The sequence below is a fragment of the Paramagnetospirillum marisnigri genome (assembly GCF_001650715.1).
GTDB classification, from domain to species: domain Bacteria; phylum Pseudomonadota; class Alphaproteobacteria; order Rhodospirillales; family Magnetospirillaceae; genus Phaeospirillum; species Phaeospirillum marisnigri.
The window spans coordinates 147,164-161,027 of sequence record NZ_LWQT01000131.1; the positions used below are offsets into that span (position 1 = coordinate 147,164).

Here is a 13,864-nt window from a genome sequence, read left to right on the forward strand (position 1 = left end):
GTGTCCCTGGGCAATATGGCGACAGTTTCGATTAAAAGCTAGGCATTGGGCCTGGCCGTCATCACGGCGCTTGGGACTGGGGAAATGCGGGAAAAGGCCTTGTTTCCTGGAGATTCCATCCTTGGCATGAAGCTTGCCTCTGCCTTGCATACATGTGGCGGTCGCTGCCGCCGTCTAGGCCCGCAAGGAGGGGACCGATGAACGCTATGCTTCGCGGATTGTGTCTGGCAACCGCCCTGGCCACCTGTGCCGTTCCGGCCTTGGCTCAAAGCCGGGACGAAACCCTTCTGGTGGTGGTGGAATCCGGCACCAACAGTCTGGACATTCACGCGGTGGGCGCCAATCCCGCCAGCTATGGCGTGGTGTGGAACATCTATGACCGGCTGCTGAGCTATGGCACCAAGACCATGCCCGATGGCTCGCTGTCCTATGACCATACCAATATCAAGCCGGAACTGGCGGAAAGCTGGAAATTCACCGCCGACGACGAGATCACCTTCTATCTGCGCAAGGATGCCAAGTTCCACGACGGCACCCCCATCACCGCCAAGGATGTGAAGTGGTCCTTCGACCGCATGGTGGCGGTGGGCGGCTTCCCCACTTTCCAGATGAAGGCGGGCTCGCTGGAAAAGCCCGAGCAATTCATCGCCGTGGACGACCACACCTTCCGGGTCAAGCTGCTCAGGAAGGACAAGTTGACCGTGCCGGATCTGGGCGTGCCGGTTCCCATCGTGCTCAATTCCGAACTGATCAAGAAGCACGCCACCGAGAAGGACCCCTGGGGCCTGGAATGGAGCAAGCTCAATGATGCCGGTGGCGGCGCCTACAAGGTGGAAAGCTGGAAGCCGGGCGAGCAACTGGTTCTGGCCCGCTATGACGACTGGAAGAGCGGTCCGCTGCCCAAGCTGAAGAAGGTGGTGATCCGTGACGTTCCCTCGGCGGGCAATCGTCGCGCCCTGGTGGAACGCGGCGATGTGGACCTGTCCTTCGACCTGCCGCCCAAGGATTCCCAGGAACTGGCCAAGGGCGGCAAGGTCAAGGTCACCGGCACCCCCATCGAGAATTCGCTGTGGTACACCGGCATGGGCGTCAAGCAGCCGCCCTTCGACAATGTCAAGGTTCGCCAGGCGGTGGCTTATGCGCTGCCCTATCAGAAGATCATGGATGCGGTGGTCTATGGCCGCGCCATTCCCATGTTCGGCGGTCCCGCCACCCCCACCAAGGCGGTGTGGCCGCAGCCCTCGCCCTATAACACCGACATGGCCAAGGCCAGGAAACTGCTGGCTGAGGCGGGCTTCCCCAACGGCTTCGAGACGGTGATCCATATCAACCAGGGCGTCGCCAGCCTGTCGGAACCCATGGCCACCCTGGTGCAGGAATCCCTGGGCCAGATCGGCATCAAGGCCACCATCAACAAGGTGCCCGGCGCCAATTGGCGCGCCGCCATGCTGAAGAAGGACATGCCGCTGTTCATCGACACCTTCGCGGGCTGGCTGAACTATCCCGATTACTACTTCTTCTGGGGCTATCACGGCCAGAACGCGGTGTTCAACGTGATGAGCTACCAGAACCCCGAGATGGACAAGCTGATCGACGCATCGCGCTTCGAGACCGACGCCAAGAAGTACGAGGATCAGGTCAAGGGCTTCGTCAAGATGGCCTGGGACGACGTGCCGCGCGCGCCGCTGTTCCAGTACTACCTGGATGCCGCCATGGGCAAGAACGTCCAGGGCTACACCTACTGGTTCCATCGCGCCATCGACTTCCGGTCCATCAGCAAGAAGTGATCGGTCGGGGAGGCGGGCCATACGGCCTTCCTCCCCTCCACCGTGGGAGAGCGCCATGCCCGTGCTTGTGAGCCTTGTCCTCAGACGCCTGCTTGGCGCGCTTCCCAGTATCGCCGCCGTGGTGGTGGTCACCTTCGTCCTGACCCGGGCGCTGCCCGGCGATCCCGCCGCCTATTTCGCCGGTCCCGCCGCCGATGCCCAGTCGGTGGAGGAAATCCGCCGCAAGCTGGGCCTGGACAAGCCGTTGCCGGTGCAGTTCCTGGCCTATCTCGGCGATCTGGCCCAGGGCGAGATGGGAACCTCGCTGATTACCGGCCAGCCGGTTTCCGCCGACATCCTGGCCCGGCTACCCGCCTCGGTGGAGCTGACGCTGTGCGGCCTTGCCCTGGCCCTGGCGGTGTCGCTGCCCTTGGGCGTCGCCGCCGCCACCAGGCCGGGGTCGTGGGTCGACCATATGGCGCGGGTGATCAGCACCGCCGGAGTGTCGTTGCCGGTGTTCTTCACCGGCCTGCTGCTGGTCTATATCTTCTATTATCTGCTGGGTTGGGCGCCCGCTCCCATGGGCCGCCTCGACCTGTTCGCCAGCGCGCCGACCACCATCACCGGCTTCTATCTGGTGGACAGCCTGATCACCGGCCAGTTCGCCACCTTCCGCGCCGCCGCCGCCCAACTGGTGCTGCCCGCCCTGACGCTCGGCCTGTTCGCCCTGGCGCCGCTGACCCGCATGACCAGGGCTTCCATGCTGGGCGTGCTGGGCTCGGACTTCATCCGCACCGCCCGGGCGGGCGGGCTGTCGCGCGGCACCGTGCTGGTCACTTACGCGCTCAGGAACGCCCTGCTGCCGGTGGTGACCACGCTGGGCATGGTGTTCTCGTTCCTGCTGGGCGCCAATGTGCTGGTGGAAAAGGTCTTCGCCTGGCCCGGCATCGGCTCCTACGCCATCGAGGCGCTGGTGGCCTCGGACTATGCCCCGGTGCAGGGCTTCATCCTGACCATGGCCATCATGTATGTGGGGCTCAATCTGATGATCGACATCCTGTACGGCCTGATCGATCCGCGCGTGAGGATCGAGGCGTGAGCCCCGCCCTCAGGCATATGCGCTACGTGCTGGCGGAGAACCCGGTCACCGCCGGGGCCTTCGTCGGCTTCGCCCTGCTGATCGCCCTGGCGCTGTTCGGGCCGATGATCGCGCCCTTCGATCCCCTGGCCAGCGACACCGACATCGCGCTGCAACCGCCCAGCCTGGCCCATTGGTTCGGCACCGACCATCTTGGCCGCGACATTCTGTCCCGCGTCATCGTCGCCGCCCGCCTGGATATGCAGATCGCCCTGGCGGCGGTGGCGCTGTCCTTCGTGTTCGGCAGCCTGCTGGGAGTGCTGGCGGGCTGGTATGGCGGCGGTATCGACCGCGCCATCGGCCGGGTGGTGGACACCATCATGGCCTTCCCGCTATTCGTGCTGGCCATGGGCATCGTCGCCGCCCTGGGCAATACGGTGGGCAACATCATCTATGCCACCGCCATCATCAATCTGCCCTTCTACGCCCGCATGGCCCGGGCCGAGACCAATGCCCGGCGAGACGCGGGCTTCGTCGAGGCGGCGCGGCTGTCGGGCAATTCCGATGCCCGCATCCTGGCTGCCCAGGTCTTCCCCAATATCCTGCCGCCCATGATGGTGCAGGTGTCACTGAATCTGGGCTATGCCATCCTCAACGCCGCCGGCCTGTCCTTCATCGGTCTGGGGGTGCGCCCGCCGACGCCGGAATGGGGCATCATGGTGGCCGAGGGCGCCACCTATATCGTCTCGGGAGAATGGTGGATCGCCCTGTTCCCCGGCCTGGTGCTGATGGCCGCCGTGTTCTGCTTCAACCTGCTGGGCGACGGCTTGAGGGACATCATCGATCCCCGGAGGCGGACATGACCATGGCCGTCGACCAAGACCTCCAGGGGAGGCGGACATGATGCTGCTGGAGATCGACAACCTGTCGCTGAACTTCCGCACCCGCTCGGGCGTGGTCAAGGCGCTGGAGGATGTCAGCCTGAGCGTGGGCCGCGGCGAGACCCTGGGGGTGGTGGGCGAGTCCGGCTCGGGCAAGTCGGTGCTGTCCTTCGCGGTGATGGGCATCTCCGATGCCGCCGCCACAGTGAGCCAGGGCGCCATCCGCTTCGAGGGCCTCGACCTGCTGAAGGCCGGGCCGTCCGACCTGGACGAGCTGCGCGGCGCCGAGATGGCCATGATCTTCCAGAACCCCCGCACGGCGCTGAACCCCATCCGGCCGGTGGGCAGGCAGATCGCCGACGTACTGCTGCGCCATGCCGGGGTGACCCGCGCCCAGGCCCAGGACAAGGCGGTGGAGATGCTGGCCCGGGTGCGCATTCCCGATCCCGAGCGCCGGGCCAAGGCCTATCCCTTCGAGATGTCGGGCGGCATGTGCCAGCGGGTGATGATCGCCCTGGCCCTGGCCTGCTCGCCCAAGCTGCTGATCGCCGACGAGCCCACCACCGGCCTGGACGTCACCACCCAGGCGGCCATCATGGATCTGGTGGGGGAGCTGGCCCGCGAAAGCCGTATGGCGACCCTGTTGATCACCCACGACCTGGGGCTGGCGGCGGAACGCTGCGACCGCATCGCGGTGATGCATGCGGGGCATGTGGTGGAGGTGGCGCCCACCGCCGAGCTGTTCGCCCGGCCACGTCATCCCTATACCGCCCGCCTGATCTCCACCACGCCGCGCCCCGGCGCCTCGCTGGCGGCGCTGGAGCCCATTCCCGGCTCGCTGCCCGATCTGCGGGGCGAGCTGGCTCCTTGCCGCTATAGCGCCCGCTGCCACCTGTATCAGGCCGAGTGCGATGCCGGGCCGCTGCCACGCCAGGACGACAACGGGCGCATGGTCGCCTGCCGGAGGCCCGCATGAGACCGCTGCTGGACGTCGTCGATCTGTGCCGCCGCTTCCCCGTGGGCAAGTCCCAGCTTCACGCCGTGGACATGATCAGCCTGCATGTGATGCCGGGCGAGGCGGTGGGGCTGGTGGGGGAATCCGGCTGCGGCAAGTCCACCCTGGTGCGCATGCTGACCCGGGTGCTGGACCCCACCGAGGGCTCCATCCGCTTCGACGAGCGCGAGATCGGCTATATCCCGGCGGCGCGATTCACCCGCACGCCCGACCGCGCCCTGATCCAGATGGTGTTCCAGGACCCCACCGAAAGCCTGAATCCCCGCTTCACCGCCTTCGACTGCATCGCCGATCCGCTGCGGCGGCTGAAGGGGCCGTGGACGACGGCCGGGCTGAAGGCGCGGGTGGAGGACCTGGCGGGCATGGTGGGGTTGCCGGTCGAGCTGCTGGGACGCTTTCCGCACCAGTTGTCCGGCGGCCAGAAGGCCCGGGTCGGCATCGCCCGCGCCCTGGGGCCGGAACCCCGGCTGCTGATCCTGGATGAACCGACCTCCGCCCTGGACGTCTCGGTGCAGGCGGTGGTGCTGAAGCTGCTGGATGATCTGCGCCGTCGCCTGGGAGTCAGCTATCTGTTCGTCAGCCACGACCTCAACGTGGTCCGGCTGCTGTGCGAGCGGGTGATCGTCATGTATCTGGGCAAGGTGGTGGAAAGCGGGCCGGTGGAAGCGGTGTTCGCCACGCCCCGGCATCCCTATACCAAGGCGTTGCTGTCGGCGATTCCATCACGGGGAGAAGAGGGCGGTCCGCGCATCCGGCTATCGGGCGAGCCGCGCAGCCCCATCGATCCCTCGCCCCAGGTCTGCCGGTTCTTCGGGCGCTGCCCGCTGGGCGCGGATGCCTGTCAGACGGAAATGCCGGAATTGCGGGAGATGGGCGAGGGACATCGCGTCGCCTGCCACACGCCGATGGACTGATCAGTCGCCCGGCTGCGTCATCTGCGACAGGCGTTCGCGCTGGAGCCCGTCCGGGCCGAAATTCTCGGGCCGCAGCCAGCGTTCAAAGCTGTCACGGATGTGCGGCCATTCGCTGTCGATGATGGAGAAACAGGCGGTGTCGCGATTGCGGCCCTTGTTGACGGTGGCCTGACGGAACGTCCCTTCCAGACGGAAGCCGAACCGCTGGGCGGCGGCGCGGGACTTGCCGTTCAGGGCGTCGCAGCGCCATTCGCAGCGGCGATAGCCCAATCCGTCGAAGGCTTGGCGGAGCAGCAGGAACATGCATTCGGTGGCGGCCGGGGTGCGTCGCAGCGACGGCGCGAAGATGATATGGCCCACGGCGATGGCGCCGCCCGCCGGTTCGATCCTGAGATAGCTGACCACACCCAACGCCACGCCAGTGACCTTGTCCACCACCGCGAAGAACAGCGGATCGGTGCTGGCGGCGGCGGCGCACAGCCAAGCCCGGAAATCGGACTCGGACTCGAAGGGACCATAATAGAGATAGGTCCAGGTCTGTCCTTCCTTGTCCTCGGTGATGCCGTTATAGAGCTGGGGGCCGTGGCGATCGCAATCCAGCGGCTCCAGGCGGCAGAAGCGACCCTCCACCACGGCATGGGGGGGGCGCGGCCGACCCGTCCAGCCGGGCACCGGCTCGCCCACCGGCTGCCCGAATCCGTTCCGCAAATCGCTCAACGCCCGTTCTCCCCCCCGATCAGGCCTCAGACATCAGACATCCCGTTCGGGGTCGATGTCGAAGCGTCGCTTGCCGTATTTGCCGGTAAACGAGGGGCCGTCGTCGATTTCCACATGATTGCGGGCGAAGCTGGTGGCCTGATTGAACAGTTTTTCCTGCAGGTCGAACACATGCTGCCAATACTGCAGCATCTGGTTGGAGGATGTCATCCAGCCGTCCAGCATGGCCTTTTGCAGAACGAGCATGTTCTTCAGCGGATCATTCATTGTGGCGTCTCTCTTCCCAAGCCTGATCAAACCTCTGTGTCAGGCATTCCATCCTACTCCGAAGGCGCGGTCGACACCATCGCCTTCGGGGTGGGGGCATCTATGCGGCGGCGAGGGCGGCGGCGCGGTCGGGATAGATGGAGAGAATCTTGGTGAAGCCGGAAACGTCGAAGATTTCCCGGATATTGGGGGTCATGCCGCACAGGACGAATTTGCGTCCACCGCGCATCATCTTGGCCCCCACCAGCACCACCCGCAACCCGGCGCTGGAGATGTAATTCAGTTCACTGAAATCGATGACGATCTTGGGCGTGCCACTGTTGACCACGGTCAGCACCTTGGCCTCGAAAATCTTGGCGGACGAGCTGTCCACTCGCGCGAGAGGGGACAGGATCGTGGCGTCGCCGACGGTTTCTTCGCGAATTTCCATGAATCCTAACTCTCCTGCTCTCCGATGGTCTTGCGGAGCGTCGTCCAGTTGTGGCCGGCCTCGTGCCGGTAGTCAGTCGCGTCCATGAATTCCTTTACCAGGAACACACCCAAGCCGCCAATGGGGCGATCATCCACTTCCAGTTCAAGGTCGGGTTCGGGGGCCTCGGTGAATGGGTCGTACTCCCGGGCGTCATCCTCGATCTCGGTAACGAACTCAACGCCGTCGTAACTGAATTTTACGCCGATGTCATGGGCTCCATCATCATCATATCCATAAGAAATGATGTTGGTGATCAATTCGTCCAGGCAGACATTCAGGTTGAAGGCCAATTTCTCTGGGAGTCCGTGTTTTTCCACGAAAGCATCGACTTGTTCGGCGAGATTTTCCAGCTCTGATACATCATTGGTTATGGTGACGGCCAGGATATCGGGTTCGACCCTGGTGCGCTGCGGTTTGGGCAGGGGCGGACGGATTACCCCCTTCAGCACGGCGGGAGCGGGGGGCGGCGCGGCGGCTGGCGGCGGCTCGATGGCGGCGGGAGCAGCAATGCCGCCCTGACTGGCGCCAGACTCGGATTCGCCGCCCTGGAAGCCGGTCAGCATCAGGCGCCGCTGTGGTTCGTTCACCAGATCGCTATCGGAGCTGGGTTGGTCGAAACGCAGGGTCAGCATGGTGATGTCGTCGAACTGGGGCGCGGTGCCGACGAATTCATCCACCGTCTTCAGCACGGCGGCGATGACCGCTTCGGGGCGGGTGTCGACGATGTCGCTCAATTCGTGAATCAGGCGGGATTCCTCGTACAGGGTGTCGCTGGCGTCCTGCGCTTCGGTGACGCCATCGGTGTAGATATGCACCACGTCGCCCGGCTGCAGGGTGAAGCTGCCGGTCTCGTATTCCAGGTCCTCCATCACGCCCAGGGCAACGCCCGAGACATCACGGATGGCTTCCACCGTGCTGTCGGCCCGGCGAATGAGCGGTGGCGGATGACCGGCATTGCAGAAGGCAACCTCGCCTGTCCTGGTGTCGAGCACGGCATAGAAGCAGGTGGCGAACAGGGTCTGGGGATTGTCGCGCGACAGCATGGTGTTGACGAAGGCCATGCATTCGCCGGGAGAGGAGGACAGCGGCGCCACGGCCTTCACCAGGCTGCGGGTGATGGCGATGAACATGGCCGCGGGCACGCCCTTGCCCGAGGCGTCGCCGATGACGAAGCCGAGATGATGGTGGTCGATCAGGAAGAAGTCGTAGAAGTCGCCTCCCACTTCCTTGGCCGGAACCATGGAGGCATGGATCTGGAATTCCTGCCGGTCGGGGAAGGGGGGGAAGACCTGGGGCAGGGAGCTCAACTGCAGCTCGCGGGCGAAGTCGAGCTCCTGGCGCAGCAGGGCCAACTGGTCGCGGGTGCGCAAGGCTTCGCGCAGGATTTCCACATCCCGTGTCCGCTCGGTGATCAGCTTTTCCAGGTGTTCATGCTGTTCGCGGATACGCGACGACATGGTCTGGAATGCCACCGCCAGCACTTCCAGTTCGCCCTTGCCGCCATCAGGGGTGCCATCGGCGCCCACCTCGCGGCTGGACAGGGCCTCGATCTGCTTCAGGTCCTCCAGCACAGCCTCGCGGGCATCCTGCTCCAGCATCTCGGACAGCTTCAGCATCTGCAGGCGGATGAACAGTTCCTGGCGGCGGCGCTGGCGTTCGCGCCTCTCCTCCAGCAGGTCCAGCTTGATGGCATTCTCGCGGAACACGCCGACGGTGCTGGCGATGCGGCCGATCTCGTCGTTGTCGTTCTGGACGTCCAGCGTCACCGAGGTATCACCGCGCGACAGGGCGTTCAGCACGGTGATGGCCTGGTCCAGAGGGTCGAACGACCGGCGCAGATAGAGCGAGAACACGGCCAGCACCAGCACCAGGAATCCGGCCACCGCGCCGATGGAGATCATGCGGATCTGGTACTGGCGGGCCTGGGTCTCGGTGGAGTCGCGCACGCTGACCAGGGCACCGATCACCCGGCCCTGGCCATCGCCCAGGGGAAAGACCACGACCGAATAGAACAGGTTGCCGTCGCGCCAGGTTTCCAGGCGGCTCTTGCGCACCGACAGTTTGCCGTCGAACACCTGCCAAAGCCCGGCCTCGGTGCCATCGGTCATGTGTCCCGACCGATCCACCAGATAGACATCGGCGCCGGTGGAGGCCTTGAATTCGGCGATGGGCGGCTTCAGGTCGGAGACCATGGTGGCGACGCCGACCACGCTGCCATCGGCCAGGGCCAGCGGCAGGGTCAGCACCACGATGAAGCGCTTGTCGCTGTTCTGCATGATGCCGGTGCGCGGCTTGCGGGTTTCGGCGATCAGGCGGATGGTGCCGGAATCCACCAGCGGCGCGTCCAGCAGCGATCCCTTGGAGGAATAGAGCAACTCGCCATCAAGGCCGACGATCTCGTAATGGGCGACGGCCGTGCGGCGGGCCAAGTCTCCGACCGAGGCCGCCATGGCTTCGCGGATCTGCGACGGGCTCTTGCGTCCGGTCGCCTCGATCATCCCTTGATTGGCCAGCAGGATGGGGGTGGCGGCATCCAGGCGCTGGACGGTGTTTTCCACCAGCTTGTCCCAGAAGATTTGCTGGCCGTTCAAGGTGGCGCTGGCATAGCGCTCGTCGGCCAGTTCCTCGCTCTTCAAACCGGCGAAGGTCAGCCCCGCCACCAGCAGGGTATAGGTCAGGGTGACGATCAGGGTTACCCGCGTGCGCAGCAGCATGGGCCCCTCCGTCCGATGGTGGTCGCGGCCCGCGTCATTTCGCCTTGCCCTCCTGGGTCGGGTCGATGACCTCGGCCAGTCCCAGCAGCTTCATGGGCGGGTACAGTCCCAACTGGCGCACCACCGGCATGTTGATGATGATGGACAGCCGCTTGGGCGGGTCGATGGGAATGTCGGCGGGCTTGATCTTGTGCAGCAGGATTTGCTCGGCCTTGTAGGCCGATAGCTGGCCGACGGTGTAATAGCGATAGACGCCGCCGAACAGCGCCTTGGAGGTCAGCACCGGATTCTCGCCCGCGGCGAAGGTGGGGATGGCATGTTCCAGCGCCGCGCCGGTCAGGATGTCGCGGTTGACGTTCAAGAAGGTGTCGGGGCCGATATAGAGGAAGTCCACCGCCGCCGCTTTCAGTTCGGCGACCTTTCCCTTGATGCTGGCCGGATCGGGCTTGCCGTCGCTCAACTCCAGCGCCCGCGATTCCACGGAAAATCCGGTCTTGGCGCCAATGGCGGTCAGTTCGGCGATGGCCACCTGGGCGTTGCGCTCCAGCGGATTGAACACCACGCCCAGGCGCTTGAAGGGTCGGTAGGACTGGATCAGGTTGACCTGGGTCTCGGTGGGAACCAGATAGATGGTGCCGGTGATGTTGCGCCCCGACGAGGCGAAATCCGACACCATGCTGCCCAGCGGCTGCGACACGATGGCGAAGATGGCCGGGATGTCGGTGATGTGGCGGGTGGGGTCCACCGAGTCGATGCGGCCCAGCATCTCCTCCGAGACCGTGGTGCCCCAGGTGAAGACCAGGTCGACCTTCATCTGCTTGGCCTCGGCCACGAACTCCTTCAGCTTGTCCTTGTTCTGGGCGGCGTCGCGGACGATCAGTTCCACCGGGATGTTCTGATTGATGAAATAGTCCTTGAAGCCCTGGGCGGCCTCTTCCCAGCCGCGCCACAGCGCCATGTAGATGCGCAGCGGCTTCGGCTTGACGGCGGCTTTGTCCTCGGCGGCGGCGGCGGGCCAGACGGCGACCATCATCAGCAGAAGGGCCGCGGCGAGTCGGCGGAGGGCGGTGGACAGGGTCATTCCGTGTCCTCCGCCTCGATATGCGGTCCCGAGCCAAAGGCGAAGGACAACAGGGCGAAGACGGTGCTCATGCCCAGCACCACCCAGCCCAGCGCCACAACGGCACCGGTATAGTCGAAAAGGGGGATGAAGGCGGCGGCCAGGAACGGCCCGATCACGCTGCCGATGCGCTCGGTCAGGCGCAGGAAGGCCAGGACGTTGGTCTGGCCGATATTGCGGCATTCGGTCCAGCAGATATCCGGGATCATGGCCAGCTGCGGCGAGGCGGAGAGGCCGTGCGAAACTCCCAGCAGGACGATGGCCAGCCCCAGCAGGTCGCTGTCCGGCGAAACCATGGGCAGGACCAGACCGGCGCCGCCGATCAGCCCGCCGATGGCCACTAGACCAGCCTTCCAGCCCATGCGGTCGGCCAGCCGTGACGCCAGCGGCGACAGGATCACCACCGCGATGGGATAGAGCATCATCATGCGGGCGATGTCGCCCAGGTCGGTATCCGGGCTGCGCATCAGGGACAGCGGCATCAGATAGAAGAAGAAGCCGGTCAGCGCGATCTTGCTTGGAATGGCGGCGAACAGGACCAGGGCGGAAAACCGCCAATTGCGCAGCAGCGGCAGAAAGGCCACCCTGCGCTCGGGGGCGGCATCCTGGGCGGGCTGGGCGGCTTCCATCAGGCGATGGATCAGCAATCCGGCGATCACCGCCAGGATGGCGGAAATCATGAAGGTGGCGGCGAAGCCGACCCGTTCGGCCAGAACGCCGCCGATGCCGGTGCCGCAGATGCTGGCGGTCAAAACCGCCCCCACATAGACGCCAAGCCCCTGGGTCCGGTTCTGCTGGCGCGATGCCTGGGCGATATAGCTTTGGCAGGCCATGGTCACCAGGGCGTATCCCACCGCCGTCAGTGACCGCCACAAGGTGAAATCCCAGACATTGGTGGCCAGCGCCGACATCAGGAAGCCGATGGTGGCGGGCGCCAGGCCGATCAGGAACACCCGGCGGCTGCCGCGCCTGGCCGAAACCAGGGCGGCGGCGGGGGAAATGGCGGCGATGCACAGCATGAAGACGGCGATGGGCAGGGCGATGGCCATCTCCAGCGGCAGCCAGTCCACCGGCATATAGAGGTCACGGATGTAAAGCGGCATGAACGAGCGCGAGATTTCCTCGGCGAACACGAACAGGAACAGCGGCAGGCGGATATCGGTGGCCTGATGCTCGTTGACCACCTCGGGCTGGCTGCTGCGCGAGAAGCGGAACAGGAAGCGGATGCGGGATTCGATCTCGGCGACGCGTTCGACCACCGTCTTATCGAAATGGGCGGTCTTGACCTCGTCCAGATAGGCTTCCAGGCGGCGGAACAGCCCGTCGGCATAGCGGATGGCGGCATTGAAGGTATGGATGAAGCGGCCGACCTCGTCTTCCGAGGTGACGCCGCAGGTGGCGCTGAAATCGCCATGCCGCACCCGGTCCATCACCGTCGAGGCCGCGCGGATGGGGCCGGTGATGTTGAAGGTGACAACGAACAGCAGGATTTCCACCGCCACCAGCAAGGACACCAGCGTCACCACCCCGATATCGACCCCGATCTCCAGCACCCGGCTTTGCACATAGTCCTGGTCGAGGCCCACATGCAGATGGCCGATCAGGGCGGATTTGAACATCAGCGGCTGGGTGATATCGACGAAATTGTCGATCAGGGCCTTGCGCGAGGCGGCGATGTCGAAATCGGCGGATGAGAAGAAGGGGGCTAGCAGAGCGGCATCGGCGCCACTGATGAAGAGAATGCGGCCGTCGCGGTCGGTCACCGCCAGATAGCGGATTTCGCGATTGGCGCCCAGCACCGGCTCGAAGAATTCCGGCATGCCATGCAGCTTGTCCAGGGGAATGCCGTAATTGACGGCGCGCTCGATGCTCGACGCCAGGTCGCGGCCGACCACGGCGGCCTTTTTGTCCATTTCCGGAACCAGGCCACGGGCGAAATCGTCCATGGCGCCATGAGCCAGCAAGGCCACCGGCGGCACCAGGACCAGCAGGGCCAGCAGCAGCAGGCGGATGAACAGCGGGCGGGTGCGGTCCAGGGTCATTGCAGTCGGTCCAACCGGCCGACCTCTTGGGTCGCGTCATGGATGTGATCGACCGCCTCGCGCGATTTGGCGACGAAATCGGCGAAGCGTTCCTCGAAGGCGTCGCCCGGCCGGTCGACCACGGCGGGGCCGCCATTGGTCATGACCGTGTTCAGGCTGCGCTCCATGGCGTCGAGCCGACGCCCGACCCGTCCGAACAGCAGGTAAAGCCCGGCCACCGCCAGGATGGAGAACACCACCAGATTGCGCAGGATACCCTTGCTCAGTTCCAGCAGCAGGCCGCTGACGCCGTAATTGACGTAGACGGCGGGATAGCGCAGCACGACGCCGCCTTCGACCTTGCCCAGATTGTTCACCAGCGGCAGGCCGACGATCAGCGCGTCCTCGTCGGTGGCGCCAAAGGGCTGCCCCGGAGCTCCCTTCAAGGCCTCGACCAGATTGGCCGCCACCCGGCTGCCGATGGCGCCGCGATCGGTGTCGAACAGCACCTCGCCCCGCGCGTCGAAGATTTCCACGGCGATGACCTGGGCGTCGCGCATCTTCTCGCGTTCCAGGATATCCTGGACCTGGCGCAACTGGCGCAAGGCCAGGCCGAGATTCAGATTGTCCTCGACCCGCTTCTTGATGGTGAACACCACGAAGCTGTAGCGCGACTGCACCAGGGAAGAGTAAACGCTCTCGAACTTGTAGTAGGCGAAGAACCCGGCCAGCAGCAGGGTCGAGAGCAGGATGGAAACCAGGGCCAGGGAAACCTTGCGGACCAGCGACCACCGGACCGGCCGGGGAGGCGGCAGGACGCTTGCCGTGGTGCCGTGTGGTTGTTCGATGCGATCCAAAACGCCTGCCCCTTGCGCGCCGTGGCCACTAATGTCGAAGTG

The 13,864-nt window shown here is 65.0% G+C and carries 12 protein-coding genes; 5 read left to right on the top strand and 7 right to left on the bottom strand.

All coding sequences use genetic code 11. The annotated features are described in order from the left end of the window. The first annotated feature begins 197 nt into the window (after positions 1-197). Genes A6A04_RS21280 through A6A04_RS21300 form a run of 5 tightly spaced genes read left to right on the top strand, consistent with a single transcriptional unit; the run spans position 198 to position 5,654 of the window. Positions 198-1,787 (top strand): ABC transporter substrate-binding protein, encoded by a 1,590-nt coding sequence (locus tag A6A04_RS21280; RefSeq protein WP_068496024.1) that lies wholly within the window; start codon positions 198-200, stop codon positions 1,785-1,787. A 55-nt stretch (positions 1,788-1,842) separates the two neighbouring features. Continuing rightward, positions 1,843-2,865 carry an ABC transporter permease gene (locus A6A04_RS21285; protein WP_068496025.1) on the top strand — a complete coding sequence of 341 codons (1,023 nt, stop codon included), beginning with the start codon at positions 1,843-1,845 and terminating at the stop codon, positions 2,863-2,865. Next, the gene (locus A6A04_RS21290) at positions 2,862-3,707 is read left to right on the top strand and encodes an ABC transporter permease (RefSeq protein WP_245651338.1); all 846 of its coding nucleotides are present in this window, start codon (positions 2,862-2,864) and stop codon (positions 3,705-3,707) included. Before A6A04_RS21285 ends, A6A04_RS21290 begins: the two co-directional genes overlap by 4 nt. A gap of 37 nt (positions 3,708-3,744) precedes the next feature. Then, positions 3,745-4,701: an ABC transporter ATP-binding protein gene (locus A6A04_RS21295; protein WP_068496027.1), complete on the top strand. Its 957-nt coding sequence runs from the start codon at positions 3,745-3,747 to the stop codon at positions 4,699-4,701. Further along, on the top strand, positions 4,698-5,654 hold the full coding sequence (locus A6A04_RS21300) for an oligopeptide/dipeptide ABC transporter ATP-binding protein (RefSeq protein WP_068496028.1): 957 nt from the start codon (positions 4,698-4,700) through the stop codon (positions 5,652-5,654). The genes A6A04_RS21295 and A6A04_RS21300 overlap by 4 nt, the downstream gene beginning before the upstream one ends. On the opposite strand, the gene A6A04_RS21305 is transcribed toward A6A04_RS21300, so the two are convergent. The 7 genes from A6A04_RS21305 to A6A04_RS21335 all read right to left on the bottom strand — a co-directional run bounded on the left by A6A04_RS21305 (position 5,655) and on the right by A6A04_RS21335 (position 13,822). Then, the gene (locus A6A04_RS21305) at positions 5,655-6,371 is read right to left on the bottom strand and encodes a GNAT family N-acetyltransferase (RefSeq protein WP_068496029.1); all 717 of its coding nucleotides are present in this window, start codon (positions 6,369-6,371) and stop codon (positions 5,655-5,657) included. Positions 6,372-6,404: 33 nt separating this feature from the next. After that, positions 6,405-6,638: a hypothetical protein gene (locus A6A04_RS21310; RefSeq protein WP_068496030.1), complete on the bottom strand. Its 234-nt coding sequence runs from the start codon at positions 6,636-6,638 to the stop codon at positions 6,405-6,407. 100 nt (positions 6,639-6,738) lie between these two features. Beyond that, a complete protein-coding gene (locus A6A04_RS21315) occupies positions 6,739-7,068 on the bottom strand; it encodes an STAS domain-containing protein (protein ID WP_068496031.1) in 330 nt (109 codons plus the stop codon). 5 nt (positions 7,069-7,073) lie between these two features. Beyond that, positions 7,074-9,824: a SpoIIE family protein phosphatase gene (locus A6A04_RS21320; RefSeq protein ID WP_068496032.1), complete on the bottom strand. Its 2,751-nt coding sequence runs from the start codon at positions 9,822-9,824 to the stop codon at positions 7,074-7,076. A 34-nt stretch (positions 9,825-9,858) separates the two neighbouring features. Then, a complete protein-coding gene (locus A6A04_RS21325) occupies positions 9,859-10,905 on the bottom strand; it encodes an ABC transporter substrate-binding protein (RefSeq protein WP_082915121.1) in 1,047 nt (348 codons plus the stop codon). Further along, on the bottom strand, positions 10,902-12,986 hold the full coding sequence (locus A6A04_RS21330) for an MFS transporter (RefSeq protein WP_068496033.1): 2,085 nt from the start codon (positions 12,984-12,986) through the stop codon (positions 10,902-10,904). The genes A6A04_RS21325 and A6A04_RS21330 overlap by 4 nt, the downstream gene beginning before the upstream one ends. Then, complete coding sequence (locus tag A6A04_RS21335; RefSeq protein ID WP_068496034.1) at positions 12,983-13,822, bottom strand: hypothetical protein; 840 nt, start codon at positions 13,820-13,822, stop codon at positions 12,983-12,985. Before A6A04_RS21335 ends, A6A04_RS21330 begins: the two co-directional genes overlap by 4 nt. Positions 13,823-13,864: the final 42 nt, after the last annotated feature.